Annotated in this window: 14 protein-coding genes and 1 riboswitch; of the genes, 3 read left to right on the top strand and 11 right to left on the bottom strand. The window is 60.0% G+C overall.

All coding sequences use genetic code 11. The features are described from left to right. Window positions 1–34 precede the first annotated feature (34 nt). Window positions 35–412 (top strand): DUF2069 domain-containing protein, encoded by a 378-nt coding sequence (locus AR306_RS03420; protein WP_240622483.1) that lies wholly within the window; start codon window positions 35–37, stop codon window positions 410–412. Window positions 413–445: 33 nt separating this feature from the next. Here the strand turns inward: AR306_RS03420 and trxB are convergent, their stop codons facing one another. Next, entirely contained in the window at window positions 446–1,396 is a 951-nt protein-coding gene (trxB, locus tag AR306_RS03415) for a thioredoxin-disulfide reductase (RefSeq protein WP_101496165.1), read from the bottom strand. A gap of 175 nt (window positions 1,397–1,571) precedes the next feature. Between trxB and cysZ the strand changes: the two genes are divergently transcribed. After that, entirely contained in the window at window positions 1,572–2,315 is a 744-nt protein-coding gene (gene cysZ, locus AR306_RS03410) for a sulfate transporter CysZ (protein ID WP_101496164.1), read from the top strand. Between the two features lie 49 nt (window positions 2,316–2,364). Here the strand turns inward: cysZ and AR306_RS03405 are convergent, their stop codons facing one another. The 10 genes from AR306_RS03405 to gdhA all read right to left on the bottom strand — a co-directional run bounded on the left by AR306_RS03405 (window position 2,365) and on the right by gdhA (window position 20,063). Next, window positions 2,365–4,821: a glycogen/starch/alpha-glucan phosphorylase gene (locus tag AR306_RS03405; RefSeq protein WP_101496163.1), complete on the bottom strand. Its 2,457-nt coding sequence runs from the start codon at window positions 4,819–4,821 to the stop codon at window positions 2,365–2,367. 3 nt (window positions 4,822–4,824) lie between these two features. Continuing rightward, complete coding sequence (gene glgA / locus AR306_RS03400; RefSeq protein WP_101496162.1) at window positions 4,825–6,297, bottom strand: glycogen synthase GlgA; 1,473 nt, start codon at window positions 6,295–6,297, stop codon at window positions 4,825–4,827. Then, window positions 6,297–8,501: a 1,4-alpha-glucan branching protein GlgB gene (gene glgB, locus AR306_RS03395; protein WP_101496161.1), complete on the bottom strand. Its 2,205-nt coding sequence runs from the start codon at window positions 8,499–8,501 to the stop codon at window positions 6,297–6,299. Before glgB ends, glgA begins: the two co-directional genes overlap by 1 nt. Then, window positions 8,486–9,856, bottom strand: coding sequence for a 4-alpha-glucanotransferase (gene malQ / locus AR306_RS03390; RefSeq protein WP_101496160.1), 1,371 nt, complete (start codon window positions 9,854–9,856; stop codon window positions 8,486–8,488). The genes glgB and malQ overlap by 16 nt, the downstream gene beginning before the upstream one ends. Window positions 9,857–9,953: 97 nt before the next feature. After that, a complete protein-coding gene (locus tag AR306_RS03385; protein WP_206167958.1) occupies window positions 9,954–11,633 on the bottom strand; it encodes a glycoside hydrolase family 57 protein in 1,680 nt (559 codons plus the stop codon). A 209-nt stretch (window positions 11,634–11,842) separates the two neighbouring features. Beyond that, on the bottom strand, window positions 11,843–13,111 hold the full coding sequence (gene glgC / locus AR306_RS03380) for a glucose-1-phosphate adenylyltransferase (RefSeq protein ID WP_101496158.1): 1,269 nt from the start codon (window positions 13,109–13,111) through the stop codon (window positions 11,843–11,845). A 17-nt stretch (window positions 13,112–13,128) separates the two neighbouring features. Next, window positions 13,129–14,076 (bottom strand): glucokinase, encoded by a 948-nt coding sequence (glk, locus tag AR306_RS03375; protein ID WP_101496157.1) that lies wholly within the window; start codon window positions 14,074–14,076, stop codon window positions 13,129–13,131. A 177-nt stretch (window positions 14,077–14,253) separates the two neighbouring features. Beyond that, a complete protein-coding gene (locus AR306_RS03370) occupies window positions 14,254–15,675 on the bottom strand; it encodes an aspartate ammonia-lyase (protein ID WP_101496156.1) in 1,422 nt (473 codons plus the stop codon). 207 nt (window positions 15,676–15,882) lie between these two features. Then, complete coding sequence (locus tag AR306_RS03365) at window positions 15,883–18,318, bottom strand: Lon protease family protein (protein ID WP_101496155.1); 2,436 nt, start codon at window positions 18,316–18,318, stop codon at window positions 15,883–15,885. A gap of 407 nt (window positions 18,319–18,725) precedes the next feature. Then, complete coding sequence (gene gdhA, locus AR306_RS03360; protein WP_101496154.1) at window positions 18,726–20,063, bottom strand: NADP-specific glutamate dehydrogenase; 1,338 nt, start codon at window positions 20,061–20,063, stop codon at window positions 18,726–18,728. Window positions 20,064–20,504: 441 nt separating this feature from the next. Beyond that, a riboswitch (glycine riboswitch) is annotated at window positions 20,505–20,600 on the top strand. Between the two features lie 25 nt (window positions 20,601–20,625). On the opposite strand from gdhA, the gene AR306_RS03355 reads away from it, so the two are divergent. Beyond that, window positions 20,626–21,246: a trimeric intracellular cation channel family protein gene (locus tag AR306_RS03355; RefSeq protein ID WP_101496153.1), complete on the top strand. Its 621-nt coding sequence runs from the start codon at window positions 20,626–20,628 to the stop codon at window positions 21,244–21,246. Window positions 21,247–21,442: the final 196 nt, after the last annotated feature.

Genomic DNA, 21,442 nt, shown 5'->3' with positions numbered 1-21,442 from the left:
ACCGCTACCGTCACCGGAGTGGCTGCAGCCGCGCATGCGGCTGATGCACCTGTGCAGCCTGTTTCTGCTGACCGCGCTGGCCATTCTGCTGGTGGTCTGGAACCAGTTCTTTGCCGACCTGCATGGTGCCCGTACCTGGGTCATCAGCGGCATCGAGCTGTTTCCGTTGTTGCTGGTGGCACCCGGCATGCTGCTGGGCTCGGCCCGGGTGCATGCCTGGGCCTGCTTCGTGATGAACCTGTATTTCATCAAGGGCGTACTGGCCTGGATCGACCCGGCCCGCGCCTGGCTGGGCATGCTGGAAACGCTGATCAGCGTAACCCTGTTCACCAGCGCCCTGCTCTATGTGCGCTGGCGTTACCAGTACGAACGTCACCTGGCCGGTGAAACGGCCGAACCAGCCACCACTTGATCTTGATAGAGGCGGCTGGTCGCCGGAACGCTCTTAGCCTTTCCCTTCCAGGTACTTCTCCACATCCAGTGCAGCCATGCAGCCGGCACCAGCCGAGGTGATGGCTTGGCGGTAGACATCATCGGCCACGTCACCCGCAGCAAATACACCTTCGATGCTGGTGGCGGTGGCATTGCCCTCGCGGCCGCCATTGACCACCAGATAGCCATCCTTCAGCTCCAGCTGGTCCTTGAACAGGCCGGTATTGGGGTCATGGCCGATGGCAATGAACACACCTTCAACCTGCAGTTCGCGGGTGCTGCCGTCGTTGTTGCGCAGGCGCACTCCGGTCACGCCCATGGCATCACCCAGCACCTCGTCCAGCTGGGCGTTGAGCGCCAGCTCGATCTTGCCTTCGGCAACCCGCGCCTGCAGCTTGTCTTGCAGGATTTTCTCGGCGCGGAAGGTCTCGCGGCGATGCACCAGAATCACCTTGCTGGCGATATTGGACAGGTACATGGCCTCTTCAACGGCAGTGTTGCCACCACCGACCACTACCACTTCCTTGTCACGGTAGAAAAAGCCGTCACAGGTGGCACAGGCAGAAACACCACGACCCATGAAGCTCTCTTCAGACGGCAATCCCAGATAGCGGGCGCTGGCACCAGTGGCGATGATCAGTGCATCACAGGTGTAGGTACCGCTGTCACCGATCAGGGTGAAGGGGCGCTCCTGCAGTTTGGCAGTATGGATGTGGTCAAACACTATCTCGGTATCGAAACGCTCGGCATGGGCCTGCATCTGCGCCATCAGGTCCGGACCGGTCAGCCCTTCGGGGCCACCGGGCCAGTTGTCGACATCGGTGGTGGTGGTCAGCTGGCCACCGCTCTGCATGCCGGTGATCAGCAGCGGCTTCAGGTTGGCACGGGCGGTGTAGACAGCTGCACTGTAGCCGGCAGGGCCGGAACCGAGAATCAGCACTTTGGCATGACGCACTTCAGACATGGACGTTCTCCGGATGGGGCCCGCCAGCGCGGGCACTTTTGCAAGGATTCACAGTCTCACCAGCAGCCTCCCTGCTGCCTGTTGCTGTAAAAAACATGCGGCAAGAGTACACTAACCGGCAATTTTTTTCCTTTTCGCTGACAGGGAATCCTGCTTTTTTCATTCAAGGTCCTGCATGTCCGTCAACGCTTTTTCCGGCCCCGACTATCTGGCCGCCGGTTTCAGGATGATCAGCCGACCCGGCCTGCGCCGCTTTGTCATCCTGCCCTTGCTGATCAACATTCTGGTCTTCACCGGCCTGCTCTGGTTTGCCTTCAGCCGTTTCAACGGCTGGGTCGAGGCGTTCGTGCCGAACCTGCCCGACTGGCTGTCATTCCTTAACTACGTACTCTGGCCGCTATTCGTTGCACTGGTGGCACTGATGGTGTTTTTCACCTTCACTACCCTGGCCAACCTGATCGCCTCTCCATTCAATGCCTTTCTGGCAGAAAAAGTCGAGATCGTTGCCCGTGGCAAGGACCCGTTTCCGCCCTTCAGCTGGACCGAACTGGCCGCCATGGCACCGCGCACCCTGTGGCGTGAGCTGCGCAAGCTGGGTTATTTCTTGCCGCGCGCGCTGGGCTTGCTGATCCTTTCGCTGATACCTGGCGTCAACCTGGTGGCCGCGCCGCTGTGGCTGCTGTTCAACGTCTGGATGATGGCCGTGCAGTACATCGACTATCCGGCCGACAACAACAAGGTCAGCTGGCCGGCCATGCTGTACTGGCTGCGCCAGCACCGCTGGGCCAGCCTGAGCTTTGGCGGCATCACCTATCTGGCCGTCATGGTTCCGCTGTTCAACCTGCTGGCCATGCCGGCGGCAATTGCCGGCGGCACACTGCTCTGGGTTGACGGCAACCCGGAGACCGACAGCGACTGAACAAAAAACGGATGCCCGCGGGCATCCGTTTTTTTACCTCTCTTCCTGATCAGCTGACCTCAACCGCTTGCAGCTGCCAGATATCGTTGTTGTAGTCCTGCATGGTGCGGTCCGTCGAGAATTTGCCGCTGCGTGCGGTATTGAGAATGCTCAATGTGGTCCAGCCCTCGACATCGGCAAACGCCTGCGCCGCCTGCTCCTGAACATCGACATAGCTACGGAAGTCGGCCAGGGTCACCCAGGGATCTGCATAGGCTTTTACGCCAGCAATCAGGTCATCAAACAGCCCGTATTCGTGCTGGTTGAAATGCCCCGACTCCAGCAGGTGCATCACAGCCTGCAGGTCGCTGTCACGGTCAATGTAATCTTGCGGATTGTAGTGCGGCACCAGTTGCTGCACCTCGTCGGCATGCAGGCCGAACAGGAAGAAGTTTTCCTCGCCAACCTCTTCGCGAATCTCCACGTTGGCACCGTCCAGCGTACCTATGGTAACGGCGCCGTTCATCATGAACTTCATGTTGCCGGTACCTGATGCTTCCTTGCCCGCGGTAGAGACCTGTTCTGACAGATCGGTACCGGGCGCAATCACCTCCATGGCGGAAACGCTGTAGTTGGGGATGAACACCACCTTCAGACGGTTGCCAACTTCCGGGTCGCCATTGACCACCCTGGCGATATTGTTGATCAGCTTGATGATCTTTTTCGCCATGTGGTAGCCCGGTGCGGCCTTGCCGCCAAACACCACTACGCGGTCAACCCAGTTGGCGGTGTCGCCCCGCTTGATGCGGGCATAGAGATGAATCACATGCAGCGCATTGAGCAACTGGCGTTTGTATTCATGGATACGCTTGACCTGAACATCAAACAGCGCATTCGAGCTGACACGGACACCGGTTTCGCGTTCGATCAGGGCGGCCAGCCGCTGCTTGTTTTCCAGCTTGATGTCACGCCAGGTCTGGCGGAAAACCGGATCGTCCAGATAGCCTTCCAGTTGCGACAGCCTGGACAGGTCGGTGACCCACTGCTCACCGAGCACTTCATCAAGCAGCGCACGCAGCCCCGGGTTGGCAGCCGCCATCCAGCGTCTTGGGGTGACGCCATTGGTCTTGTTGTTGAACTTTTCCGGCCACAGCTGATAGAAGTCGTTGAACAGGCCGTCCTTGAGCAGCTCCGAGTGCAGCGCGGCAACACCGTTGACCGAGAAACTGCCGACGATCGCCAGATGCGCCATGCGCACCTCGCCATGTCCGCCAATGATGGACAACCGCTGCTGACGCTCGACGTCACCCGGCCATTTCATCGCCACCTTGGCCAGGAAGCGCCGGTTGATCTCCTCGATGATCTGCATCGGGCGCGGCAGCAGTCGCCACATCAATGCGCCCGGCCAGGTTTCCAGCGCCTCGGGCAGCAGGGTGTGGTTGGTATAGGCCATGGTGGCGGTAACGATCTTCCATGCCTCATCCCAGGGCAGGCGTTTTTCATCGATCAGCAGGCGCATCAGCTCGGCCACTGCCAGGCTCGGGTGGGTATCGTTAAGCTGAAACACGTTGTTTTCGGCAAACGTCTCATACCCTTCGTTGAAGCGCTCCCAGTTGGCCAGCACATCCTGCAGGCTGGCTGACACCAGGAAGTACTGCTGGCGCAGGCGCAGTTCCTTGCCGCTCTCGCTGGAGTCGTTGGGGTACAGCACCATGGTGATGTTTTCCGCCTCGTTCTTGGCGGCCACCGCCTCGAAGTAGGAGCCGGCATTGAACGCATTGAGCTTGAAGCTTTCCTGGGCCTTGGCGTGCCACAGGCGCAGGGTGTTGACGGTCTGGTTCTTGTAGCCCGGAATCGGCACGTCAAACGGCACCGCCAGCACTTCTTCGGCATCTTCCCAGTGCACGATGTGCACGCCCGTCTCAGGGTTCACATAATCACGGCAGTAACCGCCAAAACGCACAGTTCTGGTGTATTCGGCGCGTTTCAGCTCCCACGGATAGCTGCCAAACGCCAGCCAGTGATCCGGCTCTTCCACCTGGAAGCCGTTCTGGATCAGCTGGCGGAACATGCCGTATTCATAACGCAGGCCATAGCCCATGACCGGCAACTGCAGGGTCGCACAACTGTCGATGAAGCAGGCGGCCAGCCGCCCAAGGCCACCATTGCCCAGTCCGGCATCGCTCTCGACGGCCTCAATGGCTTCAAGGTCCTGGCCCAGCTCCTGCAAGGCTTCGGCGACATCCTCTTCCAGCCCCAGGTTGAGCAGGTTGTTGCCCAGTGTGCGACCAATCAGGAACTCCATCGACAGGTAGTAACCGCGCTTGGGCTGGGCCTTGTGATAGCTGGCCCAGGTCTGCCGCCAGTTGTCTACCAGCCGGGCGCGGATCACCAGTATCAGTGCGCGCATCTTGTAGTCGACATCCGAGGTCAGTTCGCGGCCCAGGTGGTAACGCAAATAATTGATGAAATCTTGCTCAAGACTGTCCTTGTCATTCTGCAGCCTGCTTTCGAAGTTCTGCTTCATTGTTTAGTGCTCCTTGGTATAGAGATCTGCATACGCCCGGGCGCTCTGCGCCCAGGAAAAAGACTGCTCCATCGCCGTGCGCTGCATCTGTTGCCACAACCCCGGCCTGGAATACACATACAGCGCATGCTCCAGTGCCGAGCGCATGGCGTGCGCACTCTGGTCATAAAAAACGAAACCGGTAGCGGTCTTGCCTGCCAGGTTCTCGTCGCTGGCATTGACCACCGTATCAGCCAACCCGCCAGTGTGATGGACCAGCGGCAGCGTGCCATAGGCCAGGCTGTACAGCTGGTTCAGCCCGCAGGGCTCAAAACGTGACGGCATCAGGAAAATATCCGCTCCGGCTTCAACCTGATGCGCCAGTTCCTCGGAATAGCCGATGTGGACAAAGGCGTGCTCCGGAAAGCGGGCGGCCAGCTCGCGCAGCGCCTGCTCGAAGCCGGCATCACCACTGCCGACACAGACAAGGTTGACGCGGCCCTGTTGCAACAGTGACGGCAGCACTTCCAGTATCAGGTCGACGCCCTTCTGGGTCACCAGCCGGCCGATGAAACCCAGCAGCGGCAAGTCCGCCGCCACTGTAGCGGCCGGTGCGCCCAGCTGTTGCAGCAATGCCTGGCGGTTGCTCCGCTTGCCGGCAGCAAGGCCATCGTCCAGCGTGTAGTTTGCAAACAAATAGGGATCAGTCGCCGGGTTCCAGTAGCGGGTGTCGATACCGTTCAGAATGCCATGCAGACGGCCCTGCCGGCGGGTTTCCCGCATGATGCCGGCAAAGCCGTAGGCAAAGGCTTCGGTACAGATTTCACGGGCATAGCCAGGGCTGACCGTGGTCACGGCATCAGCATACTGGATGCCGGCCTTGAGCATCGACAGCTGGCCATAAAACTCGACACCCTCAATGCTCCACCAGTGCCAGGGCAGCCACAGGCTGTCAAACAGGGACCTGGGAAAGAAACCGGCATAAGCCATGTTGTGAATGGTGAACAGGGTACGCGGCGGCTGGTATTCTTCACGCAGGAATGCCGGCACCAGCCCGGTCTGCCAGTCGTTGGCATGTACCACATCGGCCCGCCAGTCGAGCCCGGCACGGTTCATCGCCAGCTCGGCGACGGCACGGGAAAAGGTACCGAAGCGCTCGCCGTTATCCCACCAGTCCTTGCCGTCGGCAGCCAGGTAAGGGTTGCCGGGGCGCCGGAACAGCTCGGGAATATCCAGCAGCCAGACCTTGCGCTCCAGCTCCGGCACCCACACTGCCAGTACGCGCACGCCCAGCATGCGGCCGGCACCACCGACAGCGAAATGCGACAGCACCTCGTGTTCCGGATATTTCTCCAGCACGCTCTGGTAAGCCGGCAATACCAGCCGGACGTCGTGCCCCAGTTGCGCCAGCGCCACCGGCAGACTACCGGAGACATCGGCCAGCCCGCCGGTCTTGACCAGCGGGTGCGCCTCGGAGGTTGCAAACAGTATTTTCATCAGCGGCTCACTCGTGCGGGTTGCTCTTGTTCCGTCCCGGCCCGTGTTCGCTTGAACACCACACAGGCCAGCGGCGGCAAGGTCAGGCTGGCAGACACCGGCTGGCCCATCCAGGGATGCGGATCAACCCTGAGTGCCCCCTGGTTGCCCAGATTACTGCCGCCGTACCAGTCCGAGTCGGAGTTGAACACCTCGACATAGTCGCCATCGCCAGGCAAACCGATACGGTAACGCTGGCGCGGAACCGGGGTGAAGTTGAAAACGCAGACCAGGCTTTCTTCATCACCATGGCGGGCAAAGCTCAGTACCGACTGGTTGTAATCATGGCAGTCGATCCAGCTGAAGCCCTGCTGCTCGAAGTCCCGCTGGTGCAGGGCCGGTTCGCTGCGATACAGCCGGTTGAGCTGACGCACCAGCTGCATCACGCCACGGTGATTGGGGGCGTCACACAGATGCCAGGGCAGCCCGGTGCTGTCATTCCACTCGGTCCACTGGCCGAAGTCACAGCCCATGAACAGCAGCTTCTTGCCCGGATGCAGCCACTGGTAACTGAGCAGCAAACGCAGGTTGGCCATTTTCTGCCAGTCATCACCGGGCATCTTGCCGGACAGCGAGCCCTTCAGGTGTACCACTTCATCGTGGGAAAACGGCAAAATGAAATTTTCGCTGTAGGCATACATCTGGCTGAAGGTCAGCTGGTTATGGTGAAACGGTCGATAGACCGGGTCCTTGCTGAAGTAGTCGAGGGTGTCATTCATCCAGCCCATATTCCACTTCATGGAAAAGCCCAGCCCGCCCATCCAGGTCGGCCGCGATACCATCGGCCAGGAAGTCGACTCTTCGGCCATGACCAATGCACCCGGGTGCTGGCTGTGCACCTCGTGATTGAGCTGCTGCAGGAACCTGATGGCATCCAGGTTTTCCCGTCCGCCATGCTCGTTGGGCAGCCAGTCGCCTTCGTTGCGCGAATAGTCCAGATACAGCATGGACGCCACGGCATCCACGCGCAGGCCGTCGATGTGAAACTCTTTCAGCCAGTACAGGGCATTGGCAATCAGGAAGTTGCGCACCTCGTTACGACCGAAGTTGAAAATGTAGGTACCCCAGTCACGGTGCTCGCCCAGACGCGGATCAGCATGCTCGTACAGGGCGGTACCGTCAAAACGCGCCAGTGCAAAGAAGTCCCTGGGAAAGTGCGCCGGTACCCAGTCCAGAAACACGCCAATGCCATGCAAGTGGCAGTGATCGACCAGATAGCGGAAATCATCCGGCGAGCCGAAACGGCTGGTCGGCGCATAGTAACCGGAGGTCTGGTAGCCCCATGACTCGTCCAGCGGGTGCTCGCTGACCGGCAGCAGCTCGACATGGGTATACCCCATCCACTTCACATATTCGACCAGCCGGTGGGCGATTTCCCGGTAATCGAGGAAGCCGCCAGCGTCATTGCGCTGCCAGGAGCCCAGATGCACCTCATAGATGCTGACCGGCTCCCGGTGCCAGGCGAACTGCGCCCGCTGCTGCAACCACTCGCCGTCACGCCACTGGTACTGGCTGTCGAACACGCGGGACGCAGTTTGCGGGCGCAATTCCATGGAGCGGGCATAGGGATCGGTCTTGCCAAATACGTCACCGCTATGGGCATTGCGGATCTCAAACTTGTAGTTGTCACCCTGCTGCAGGCCGGGAATGAACAGCTCCCAGACGCCGGAGCCGCCACGGCTGCGCATCGGATGCCGGAAGCCGTGCCAGCCATTGAAATCGCCAACCACCGAGATGCGTTCGGCAGAAGGAGCCCAGACAGCAAACTGGACACCGCTGATGCCATTGACGGTTTTCTGCTGCGCCCCCAGGTGCTCGTAGATTTGCCAGTGCTGGCCTTCGGCAAACAGGTGCAAGTCCAGCTCGCCCAGCAACACATCAAAAGAGTAAGGGGAAACCTGGCTATAGCTGTTGCCGTCATGGTCATCCCAGTGCACATCGTAATGGACCGGCAGCGCCTCGAATTCGGCGGCACTCAGCTCCAGCACAAACAGTCCGCTGTCGGTCTGGCGCTGCATCGGCAGCCGTCCCTCAAGGCGTACCCGGTGCGCCGTCGGCATCCATACACGGATAACCCGGCCTTTGCCGGACGGATGGGCACCAAGCAGCCGGAAGGGGTCATGCAGGCGCCCCTGCTCCAGCCGGGTAATCAGTTCCTGCTGCATTGCTCGCCTCCTGCCTGTATCAGGCGGTTGCTTTGTTCAACCTCATGGCGGATGCGCTCCGCCAGCGCGTCCGGCACCTGCTCCCACTGGAACTGCCAGCCCCAGTTGCCTTCGGTGGTGCCGGGAACATTCATGCGGTGGCTGCCATCCAGCGCCAGCCAGTCCTGCATGGGTACGATGGCCCATTGCGCCACCGATTCCAGGGCGGTGACGATCAGCGGCCAGGGCATTTCACCGGCCCCGAGCGCCACCTGCGTCAGCATCCAGTCACGGGTACCGGGGTGCAAATCATCCAGCCAGCCCAGGGTGGTATCGTTATCATGGGTGCCGGTATACACCACCGAGTTTTCCACCTGGCTGGCCGGCGAATGGGGATTGTCCGGCAGGCCGCTGAAACCGAATTGCAGCACCGACATGCCGGGCAGGTCAAACCGCTCTTTCAGTGCCACCACTTCCGGAGTGATGATGCCCAGGTCCTCGGCCACCAGCGGCAGCGGGTCGAATACCTGTTGCAAGCGGCCAAGCAAGCGCTCTCCCGGAGCCTTCTGCCAGCGCCCGTTGATCGCGGTCGGCTCGCCGGCATCGATTTCCCAGCTGGCCTCAAGGCCACGGAAGTGGTCGATGCGGACCAGGTCAAACAATCCGAGAGCCGCTTCGACACGGCGGCACCACCAGCCGAAACCGTCCTGTTCCATCGCCGCCCAGTCATAGTGGGGGTTGCCCCAGCGCTGTCCGGTTGCGGAAAAATAGTCCGGCGGCACGCCGGTCACCACCGCCGGCTCCAGGTTTTCATCCAGCCGGAACTGCTGCGGCTGCACCCAGACTTCAACACTGTCATGGGCGACAAAAATCGGCATGTCGCCAAACAGCCGGATCCCCCTGCCCGCCGCATCCCGGCGCAACTGCTGCCAAAGCGTTTGCAGCTGGAACTGGGCCTTCTTCAGCTGCAACATCTGCTCCAGCTTGCTGTCAGCAACCTGTGCCAGCGCTACCGGGTTACGCAGCTTGTACGGTTCGGGCCACTGCGACCAGGGGCTGTGGCCAAACTGCTCGCGCAACACCATGAACAAAGCGTAATCATTGAGCCAGTGCGGCGGCTGTTCGAGATAGCGTCTGAAGGCCTCCGGGTCAACCTGCGCCTCCCAGTCCGGCGGCAGCAACCGGGGGTTCAGAGCAAAGGCCGACAGGCTGTGATAGGGTGACAGGTCATCATGGGGCGCGGTCAACGGCAGTACCTGCCAGATCGACAGGCCTGCCGCCTGCATCCAGTCAAGGAATCGCCAGGCATGTGCATCCAGCACACGGTTGGGTAACGACGTCGGATGCAAGAGCACCCCTGCGGCGCGTTCTGCCATGTAATTTGCTGCTCCTTCTCAAGTGCCAGTGAAATGGCAAAGCGCCCGTGGGCGATGCTGGTCATGTGGCCGGCCACAGCAGGCCCTGGCGGCCTTGCTACAAATTGCGCCGCATGGTGCCGGAGTTCTCCATGTGCCCGCCACCATGTGATACCGGTTGCGCCAGACGCGGCGGCACCGGCTCGCCCAGCAGCTCGTACAGTTTTTCCAGGTGCTGACGGTACAGCAGCTCAAAATCACGCACGGACTCGGCCGGATTGTAATCACCGAACCACCAGAACCAGTCCGAGCCCTCGCAGATGGCCAGTTGTGCTTCCACTGCCTGCTTTTGTACCGGGCCCAGCCGGCCGCTGGCGAGTACCCGGTCAAAGGCCTGCCGGGCTTCCACCAGCAAGTCCCAGCCGAGGTTCTTGTCCTTTTCGCCAATCCAGGTGGAAAAAGAGCCATACACCCAGCTGCCGGCTGACAGCCTGGACAGCGGCAGCGGCTCGGCCCCCTGCGCCAGCGCATCACTGAAGGTGGTCATTTCCACCCGTGGGTGGTGCGACAACGCACGATAAAATGCAGTCAGAAAATAATGCGCGTTTTTCGGGTAGTACTCCCAGGCATTTTCACCATCGAGAATCACCGTGACCACCCGCTGGCCCGCCTGGTCGCCGAGGAAGTTGGCAATGTTCTCGGCATGCTGGCAAAAGTCCCGTGCCGCATCATCGGCGTGCCAGTCCTTGTACTGGAAGCCGATCAGGTCGGACAGGCCGTCATCGCGGAAAAACAGCTTGCAGTTGCTGTCTTCCAGCTGCGCCGGCCGGTACAGCGCACGGTTGCACGACCTCACCTCGTTCAGGCCCGAACGCAGGCACGAGTCGTGCCAGACTTCCTGCCCGGATGCGGTCCACTGTATGTCATAGTCATCCAGCAGGTGCACCGCAGCGGTACTCACCGCTCCTTCCGACAACCAGATGCCGCGCGGCCGGTGGCCAAAGTAGTGGTCAAACACCTGCAATCCCCGGTCCATGTGCCAGCGCGCCCGCTCCTTGCCGCCCGGATAGGCCGGGTGGTGCGGACGCGGCGCGTCAGGCTGGGCATCTGCCATGCTGTCGAAATCCAGCAGCAGCGGCACGATCGGATGCCCGTAAGGCGTGGTCGACAGTTCGATCTGACCCCGTTCGTACAGGGCACGGTACCTGGGAATGATGCCCGCCACCGCATCATGGATGATCTGCAGCAGCATGCGCCGGTCAGCCGGCTCAAACCCCCGTGCCTTGTCCATCAGGATACCGACCCGGGGATCGGACTGATGCACGCTGACGCCCATCCAGGCCAGGTGATACCAGACCAGCAGGTCGATGAAAAACTGCTCGCTCAGGAACATCAGGCCCTGCCCGGCCATCGCCGCATGATGCAACAGCGGCTGACAGACATCCAGCAACCCCTGAAACTCTGCATAGGGGGCAATCATGGTCGGGTGGTGCGCCCGCTGACAGTCCTGCAGCAGCCGGGCCCGTTCGTCCGGGCAAGCAGGAAACGCCGCTACGCCCGCCAGCATGTTGAGCATGGCGTCCTGCATCGGCTGCCCGTCTTCAAGCCAGCCCCCGGTCTGCCGTGCATAGTCGTCCAGCTGCTCGAGCAGCACGGGGGCAAAGTTCACCACCACCCGCGCCTCCGGCATGGCCTCCAGGTGGGCTGCCATGTCGGTGTAATCCTTGATCGCATGCAGATAGACCCAAGGCAAACGGTACTGCCCGTCCTTTCCATCCCGATAATGCGGCTGGTGCATATGCCAGCACAGCACAACTTTCAACTTGTCTGCATGTGTCACAGCAATACCTTCAAAACAAATATCAATCAGGGCGTCAGATAATGACCGCTCAATTATACCTGCCCTGCCGCTCCCGGACATGTGCTGACACCAATGCTTTTCGCATCCGAACACCATGCTGTACAAGGAAGCTGCCGGGCCGGCAGCATGGCCACAAAGGCACAGCCCTAACGGGTAAAGTGCAGCGACTGCCCAAGCATGTCCGGGGTGACCAGCACCAGCCCGCTGTCATCATCGACATGGAAGCGCTTGCGGTCTTCGACCGGGTCATGCCCGATACGGGTACCGGGCGGAATGATGCAGCCCTTGTCGATGATTGCCCGGTTGATCGAGCAATGCCGGCCCACATCCACATTGGGCAGCAACACCGAATCCTTGATTTCCGAATAGCTGTGCAGGTTGCAGCCGCTGGACACCACCGAGCGCTTGATCCTGGCACCCGAGACGATACAGCCAGCCGATACCATGGAGTCGATCGCCTGCCCGCGGCGGCCCTCGTCATCAAAGGTGAACTTGGCCGGCGGCATTTGCGCCTGGTAGGTCCAGACCGGCCAGCTGCGGTCATACAGGTTCAGCTCGGGGACGATTGAACAGAGGTCCATATTGGCCTGCCAGTAAGACTCCAGCGTACCGACATCACGCCAGTAGGCCGGCTCGCCCTGATCATTCTGGAACGGATAGGCCAGTACATGGTGACTGTTGATGATCGACGGAATGATGTCCTTGCCGAAGTCGTTGCTGGATCTGGGATTGTCGTGGTCCTCGATCAGCTTCTGGAACAGGAACTCGGTGGAAAAGATGTAAATTCCCATCGATGCCAGTGCCACACCCGGCTTGCCGGGAATGCTCTCGGGGCTGGCAGGTTTTTCGGTGAAGCGCTCAACCCGCATCTGTTCATTGACCGACATCACGCCGAAGCCGCGTGCTTCCGCCACCGGCACCTCGATGCAGCCAATGGTCACATCCGCACAGCGGCGGACATGTTCGATCAGCATCTGGCTGTAATCCATGGTGTAGATATGGTCGCCACCCAGCACCAGTACATAGTCCGGGCTGTAACGGCGCAAGATGTCCAGGTTCTGGTACAGGGCATCAGCCGTGCCCCGGTACCAGCCCTTGTCGATGCGCTGCTGAGCCGGCAGCAGTTCGACGAACTCGCCAATTTCGTAGCGCATGAAGTTCCAGGCCCGCTGCACATGCCGGATCAGCGAATGCGACTTGTACTGGGTCAGCACACCAATCTGGCGGATGCCGGAATTGACACAGTTGGACAGGACAAAGTCGATGATGCGGTATTTGCCGCCAAAGGGCACGGCCGGCTTGGCCCGCCACTGGGTCAGCGCGCGCAGGCGACTGCCCTCGCCGCCAGCCAGCACCAGCGCCAGAGTACTGCGTGTCAGCCCGCTGACCGACTTGATCTGGGTGAAATCATCCATCGTTACCGCCCTCCAGCCTATGAATTAACAAGTTGTCGCACCATCAGTGCCGCGCCCCGCAGCCCGGGCTGCGGGGCTGTCACCAGATATACCGGCAGGCCGGCCACCAGCTCATGCATCCGCCCCTTGGCCTGCATGGCCTGCAAGAAGGCCGGCTGCTGCAACCAGTGGCGGATATGCAGCGCGACACCGCCCACAATGTAGATTCCGGCCCGTGCCGGCCACAACAGCGCCAGATTGCCCAGATAGCTGCCATACATGGCGACAAAAGTTGCCAGTGTCTGGCAGGCAACCGTCTCGCCGGCTTCGGCACGGGCGGTAATATCGGCCGCTGCTATCTGCCCCGCCTGCTCCGGATGCGGCACCCCGGAAAAGAACCCATACAGCAACTCCAGCCCGGGACCGGACAGGAGCCGCTCGCAGGACACGTGCTCCCATTGTTGCCACAACCAGCGTTGCAAGTCTTGCTGAATGTCATCGGCTGGTGCGAAATCCATGTGGCCGCCCTCACAGGCCAGAGGAACATGACGTCCCTGGCAGAAAAACACCGGTGCCACCCCCAGCCCGGTACCGGCGCCTGCAACCAGCCTGGGCCCCTGCAGGTCCGGCTGGCCAGGGTTGAGCACCAGCAGCTGATCCGCCGTGAGCGCATCGACCCCGCACGCTGCCGCCTGAAAGTCATTGACCAGCTGCACCCGCCCGATGCGGCAGGTGCTTTCCAGCTCGTCGGCATCCACCTGCCAGGGCAGGTTGGTCAGGGCCACCCGGCGACCAGCAACCGGCCCGGGCAAGCCCAGGCAGGCAGCGACAAAATCCGGCAAGCCGTGCCGTTGCCGAAAGTGATTGATCACATCGGCCAGCGTGGCAAAATCGCCACTGGCAAAGGTCTCACTGACAAGCGGCTGCCCGTCTTCCAGCGCCTGCAGTCGCGCCCAGGTTCCACCAATATCAGCAGCCAGCAACATGCAGCCCCTCCGTGCCACGCACCAAACAACTAACAATGTTGTAGAGTGTAGCAGAATTACAGGTATTCAATATTGATCCATCCCCTGCTTTGATCAGTGCCGGCGGGTATCAAGGCATACCTCCGGAAACAACAAAGCCGGCCACAGGGGCCGGCTTTGCTCGCAGCAGAATCTGACTCAGCCTTTCAGCGGAACCAGGCGTGGCGCGATCATGTGCTCGGGTTTGAGGATGTCGAGCAGCATTTCCTCTTCCAGCAGGCACTCTTCCCGCACCAGTTCCAGCACGCTGCGGCCGGTGGCCAGCGCCTGTTTGGCAATACGGGAGGAGTTTTCATAGCCGATGTAGGGGTTCAGCGCGGTGACCAGACCGATGGAGCGCTCCATCAGCTCGCGACAGTGCTGCTCGTTGGCGGTGATGCCCTCAATGCAGTGCTCGCGCAGCATGTCCATGGCGCGGCGCAGCAGGCGGATCGAATCGAACATTTTCCACGCAACCAGCGGCTCCATCACGTTGAGTTGCAGCTGACCGGCTTCAGCCGCCATGGTCAGCGCCAGATCGTTGCCGATCACGTCAAAAGCGACCATGTTGACCGCTTCGGGGATCACCGGGTTGACCTTGCCGGGCATGATCGAGCTGCCCGGCTGACGGGCCGGCAGGTTGATCTCGTTGATGCCGGTGCGCGGGCCGCTGGACAGCAGGCGCAGGTCGTTACAGATCTTCGACAGCTTGGTCGCGGTACGCTTGAGCATGCCGGAGAACAACACAAAAGCCCCCATGTCGTAGGTGGCTTCGATCAGGTTGGGTGCCGGCTTGATCGGATGGCCGCTGATCACCGCCAGACGCTCGACCGCCAGCCCCTGGTAACGCGGGTCGGCGTTGATGCCGGTACCGATCGCAGTACCACCCAGGTTGACCAGACAAAACAGGTCCTGTGCCAGGGTACGGAAACGGCCGAGATCTTCGCTCAGGTTGTGGGCAAACGCCTTGAATTCCTGGCCCAGGGTCATGGGCACCGCATCCTGCAACTGGGTGCGGCCCATCTTCAGCACGCCGGAAAACTCGTCGCCCTTTTGCTCGAACGCCTTGATCAGGCGGTCCAGGCTCAGCAGCAGCTCGTGATGGCCCAGCATCAGGCCGACACGAATGGCGGTCGGGTAGGCGTCGTTGGTAGACTGCGCCATGTTGACGTCATTGTTCGGATGCAGGAACTCGTACTCGCCCTTTTCCTTGCCCATGTGCTCCAGCGCCAGGTTGGCAATCACCTCGTTGGCGTTCATGTTGGTGGAGGTACCGGCTCCGCCCTGGATCATGTCGACGATGAACTGGTCATGGTGATGACCCTGGATGATCTTGTGGCAGGCATCGGTGATGGCTGCATGTTTCTCTTCACTCAGATAACCCAGCTGGTGGTTGGCATCGGCCGCCGCCTGCTTGACCATGGCCAGCGCACTGACAAAGTCGGGGTAATGGGAGAGGGGCACACCGCTAAGATTGAAGTTGTGCATCGCCCGCAATGTCTGGATGCCATAATAGGCATCCTTGGGAACGGGCAGTGAGCCCAGCAGGTCGTGCTCTGAACGAAACGATGTGGTTGACATATTTACCTAACCTTGTGTGCCTGTGTTGATTGACGCCATCATCCCTGAAGGGGGCTGAAAAGCCGCCGGTAACTTTAAAGCCAAGCGGGCCCTTTGTTCAAATTTTTTTTCGGCATCGGCCAAATAAATTTCCGGACACTACCAAATGCCCCTCTACCGGCTGCCGGACAGGTGCCAAGGCAGTACAGACGCCGGACGCAACCCCTGTCATGGCGCCGGCGTTTCTGCAGATACGGCGGTTTCCGGTTCCTGCCCCTTGTCTTCTTCCCGCTCCGCACCCAGCTCGGAGATGGTTTTCAGGCGTGCGACCACCTTGCCATTGATGCTGTCATCGGGGAAGTGTCCTTCCTCGTCAGCCTGCCCCGGTTGCTGGCCACTGAGCAGGGCCAGCGCCTGTTCGACATGATCGACCACATAAACCGAAAACTGCCCGGCATCCACTGCGGCGATCACTTCGTCACTGAGCAGCAGGTTCTTCTGGTTGGCGCGGGGTACTATCACCCCCTGCTCGCCGGTCAGGCCACGCTCGCGGCACAGCTTGAAAAAGCCCTCAATCTTCTCGTTGACACCACCGATGGCCTGAACCTCGCCAAACTGGTTAATCGAGCCGGTAATGGCAAAACACTGCTTGAGCGGCACCCGCGCCAATGCGGAAATCAGCGCACAGATCTCGCCCAGCGAGGCACTGTCGCCGTCAACATAGCCATAGGACTGCTCCAGGGCAATGCTGGCCGAAATCGCCAACGGATATTCCTGCGCATAATGGCTGCCCAGATACCCGGTCAGAATCATCACGCCCTTGGAGTGGATCGGCTGGCCAAGCGTCACCTCGCGCTCGATATCCACAATGCCGTTGCTGCCCGGGTGCACGGTGGCGGAAATCCGCGCCGGCACCCCGAATACCGAGTCGCCGGCCTGCAGGACGGTCAGCCCGTTGCATTTGCCGATGGTTGCTCCCCCGGTATCAATCAGGATCACCCCGTCCAGCATGTCATCCAGAATGCGGCGCGAAACCCGGCCGGTGCGCCGCATTCTGGCATTGATGGCCTGCTCCACATGGCTCGCATCGGTCCACTGGTCCTGGTGCTTGCCACGCAGGAAGTCCGCCTCACTGACCACCTGGAACAGCTCCGACAGATGTGCCGACAGGCGTTCCTGGTGTTCCGACAGACGCATGCTGTAGCGGGCCAGCCGCTGCACGGCACAACGGGTCAGCGGGGCCATGCCCTCCTCGCTGGTACGGTTGCGCACCAGCTGTGCAAATTGCAGCAGGCTGTCCTGCTCCAGCGGCAGATCCTCCTCGAAATCCACCAGCACACGGAACATGTCCTGAAAATCCGGATCCAGCTCCTGCAAGGCGTAATAGAGGTCGCGTGATCCGATCACGATCACCTTGACCTGCAGCGGAATCACCTGCGGTGTCAGGGTCACGGCAGCCATGCGGGTCAGCTCCAGCAGCGGTGACTCCATTTTCAGCTGCCTGGAGTGCAGGGCACGTTTCAATGCTTCCCAGACAAAGGGTTCCGGCAACAGCTTTTCCGCTTCCAGGATCAGGTAACCGCCATTGGCCCGGTGCAGTGCACCCGGCCGCAGCTGCCGGTAGCTGGTATACAGCATGCCCTGGTCAGAGCTGTATTCGATACGTCCGAACAGGTTGTCATAGGTCGGATGCGGCTCGAACACCACCGGCGCACCGCCATTGTGGCTGTGCCCCATCACCACGTTAGGGCTGTACTGTTCTTCCAGCAACTTGCGCCGGACACTGTCGCTGTGCTCCTCGTCAACCAGTTGCTCAACCACGGTTTTCAGCAGGTTACCCTGCATGGCCTGCAAGTAGGCCTGCACACTGGGATAATCGCCATATTTGGCAGCCAGTACCGCCATGCTCGATTCCAGCGCCAGGCTGATGGTTTCCTCGTTGAGCCGACGCAGCTCGTTGCTCGATTCACGCTTCCACAACGGCAGGCTGGACAGTTCGGTGTTCAGCTGCTCTTCCAGCCAGGCGATATCGGCATGAAACTGCTCGCGCTCGCTTTCCGGCCGCTGGGCAAACTCGGCCTCATCCAGCGCCCTCCCCTCGAACATCGGCGTAAAGGCGATATTGCTGCTGTCACGATAGAGCGCGATGTTCTTTTCCAGCGCCAGCTTCTCGATACGGTCGAGCGCCTTGTCATACTTCTTGTTGAAAGCGCGATCAATGGCGCTTTTTTTCTGCTGCCAGCTGGGTGTTTCAAACACGGCAGGAAACGCCGAGAGAATGGTATCGAGCAGACCGGAAATATCCCGGCAGAATTCACTGCCCATACCCGCCGGCAACTCGATCGCATGGGGTTCGCGCGGCTCGTCAAAATGGTTGACATACAGCCAGTCGGACGGCGTATGCGCCTGCCGGGCCACCTCGTCCAGATAACGGCGCACATAGGAAAAACGGCCAGAGCCCGGCTCACCCATGACAAAGACGTTATAACCGGAACGCGGCATCGCCACACCAAACTCGAGCGCCTCGACTGCCCGCGTCTGCCCCAGCACACCGCTGAACGGCTCAAGTTCGTCAGTCCGGCCAAACGGAAACATTTCTTCAGGCAGTGAGCGTGTCAGGCTGGCAGCCGGTAAACGCAGCTGCTGCAGCATGGAGTCAGACATGGGGAATCCTTGTAATCGTTGAAAGGAGGGGTGCAAGGCAATGGCATCCCTCACGCATGATCATGTTGTGGTGCATTGTCGCCGCTGGTGCCGGCCAATGCAATGCGGGGGAAGCTGCCGCCAGGTGGCCAGCTGCAAGATACTTCAGGAATGTTTTGCCAACAGCACGGAGCCTGCAGCAGCAACGTTGTACAGCTGTGGCAGGGGCATGACAACCGAGCGACCAGCCTGAAGAAAACCCGTCAACAGCACGCAATTTGTTGGGAAGATACGGGCATGTCAGTACAAAACCTTTGTCGCCAGAGCCCTGGCGACAAAGAACCTGCACCAATATGCTTGCGGCGTCTTTGTGCGATACGTTCCGCAATCACCGCAGAGTATGCACAGCCAGCTGTTTCACGCCAGAACTAGACGATCCCCTGCGCCAGCATGGCATCCGCCACCTTGACGAAGCCTGCGATATTGGCCCCCTTGACGTAGTTGACCTTGCCGTTTTCGGTACCGTAGTTGACACATGACGCATGGATGCCCTGCATGATGCTGTGCAACTTGGCATCCACCTCGCCATCGGTCCAGAGCAGGCGCATGGCGTTCTGTGTCATTTCCAGGCCACTGACGGCCACACCGCCGGCGTTGGATGCCTTGCCCGGCGCAAACAGGATACCGGCTTCCTGGAACAGATCGATCGCCTCAAGGGTGGATGGCATGTTCGCCCCTTCCGCCACGCACACGCAGCCATTCTTGATCAACTGGCGGGCATCATCGCCATTCAGCTCGTTCTGTGTCGCACAGGGCATGGCAATGTCGCACTCAAGGTGCCATGGTCGCTGCCCGGGGAAAAACTGTGCACCAAACTCACGAGCCATTTCCTCGATGCGACCGCGACGCACTGTTTTCAGATCCATCAGATAGGCCCAGTGCTCGCCATTCAACCCCTCGGGCATGTACAGGGTGCCGCCGGAATCCGACAGTGACACCACCTTGCCGCCCAGCTCGGTGACTTTCTGTGCCGCATACTGCGCCACGTTGCCGGAGCCTGAAATGGCAACACGCTGGCCCTCAAAGCGGCGCTTGATGCTTTTCAGCATCTGTTCGGCAAAATACACACAGCCATAGCCAGTGGCTTCAGGACGGATCAGGCTGCCACCATAGGTCATGCCCTTGCCGGTAAACACCGAGGTGAACTCATTGGCCAGCCGCTTGTACTGGCCAAACATGTAGCCCACCTCGCGGGCGCCGACACCAATGTCACCGGCAGGCACATCCAGATGCTGGCCGATATGACGGTACAGCTCATTCATGAAGGACTGGCAGAAGCGCATCACTTCCTGCTCGGACTTGCCCTTGGGGTCGAAGTCCGCCCCGCCCTTGCCGCCACCCATAGGCAGCGAAGTCAGGGAGTTCTTGAATACCTGTTCAAAGGCGAGAAACTTGAGCACGCCAAGGTTGACCGACGGGTGGAAACGGATACCGCCCTTGTAGGGGCCGATTGCGCTGCTCATTTGAATCCGGTAGCCACGATTGACGTGAACCCTGCCCGCATCATCAACCCAGGGTACACGGAACAGGATGACGCGTTCAGGCTCGACCATGCGCTCAATGATGCCATTTTGCACGTACTTGGGGTTTTCCTGCAAAAATGGCCACAGTGTACGCAGCACTTCTTCAACAGCCTGGTGGAATTCTGGCTGCTCGGGATCACGCTGTTTGATGTGTTGAAGGAAGGAATCGAGGCTGTATGACATGATGGTTTCCTGGGTGTGCGTTCTAAACTAAAGACAAACAGGACAAGGCGACAGGGGTCTGGATTGCCCGTACCCGCTATATTGTCGGCTGTTTTCAGGGAAGCACTGGTTAATTGGCAAACGAAGGTTGCGCACATCATACAGGCAGGACCGGACCCGGTCATGTCCGTCGTTGCAGCGCAGCCGGCAAGGTGCCCACGCCACTCTTCCCTGGACGCTAAACTTTAGCAGCATGGCCGGCGTTGCGATAGTAAAACATCAGTTTTATGCTGACCCCACAGGCCACCAGAGTCACGAAAAAGGCTGCCTGTACGGCATAAAGTACAGCTAGTCAGCCACCCCTGCACACAGTATAATCGCCCGCGTGCAGGAGAGTGGTCCAGATACCCGCCGAAGGCGCAAACTCCCATAAACGCTCAGGCTCAAGTACTGCACAATCCATTATCGCCAACTGGAGAGCGGTTGCATCGACAACCCACCGAAGGGGCAAGCAGCAGCGCTGCACAAACTCTCAGGTAACAGGACAGAGGGAGGGGCATTAACAGAATGCAGGTGCTTTCTGATGCTGACCTATATCTTTGTCATTGCGATTACCGCTGAAGCCATGTCCGGGGCACTCGCTGCCGGACGGCGCAACATGGACCTGTTCGGCGTTGCCCTGATCGCCTTCATGACCGCCCTGGGCGGCGGAACCGTACGCGACATGCTGCTGGGCAACTATCCGGTCACCTGGACGCAACATCCCCTCTATATCTACATGACCATCGGTGCCGGGCTGTTCACCATCGTCATCGCCAAATACATGCGCCGGCTCAACCGGCTGTTCCTGCTGGTTGACGGCATGGGGCTGGTCGCCTTCACCATCATCGGTTGCAACGTCGCCCTGCGCCTGGACTATGAGACACCTGTTGTCATCATGGCCGGCATCACCACCGGCATCTTTGGCGGTATCCTGCGTGACATCATGTGTAACCGCACGCCCCAGGTATTGCGCCACGAGCTTTACGCCAGCGTATCCTTCCTGGTTGCCATCCTCTACCTGGCCCTGATCTACTTCGGAGTCAACGAGAACCTTAACCTGCTCATCTCGTTTGTATTCGGCTTGAGCATGCGCATGGCCGCCCTGAAATGGAAGTGGTCATTACCTGTATTCTCCTACTCGCCAGACCGCTGGAACGATTAAGCAGCAGTAGACGTGCCAGCGTCTGGCGGCCCTAACGCTAGACAGGGGCTCTTCATAGCCAACAAACAACCCCTACAGAACTCTATAGGGGTTGTTTGCTTTAAGCTTGGCGGATAACACGTTTGGGGCAGGTTGTCATACTCTCGCTCTGACCCTTTATAGAGCAGAGCATATGTAGGTGCGAATTTATTCGCAC

Origin of the sequence: Thiopseudomonas denitrificans, assembly GCF_002866065.1 — a bacterium.
Lineage (GTDB): Bacteria > Pseudomonadota > Gammaproteobacteria > Pseudomonadales > Pseudomonadaceae > Thiopseudomonas > Thiopseudomonas denitrificans.
This window is presented reverse-complemented; position numbering and strand designations above follow the sequence as displayed.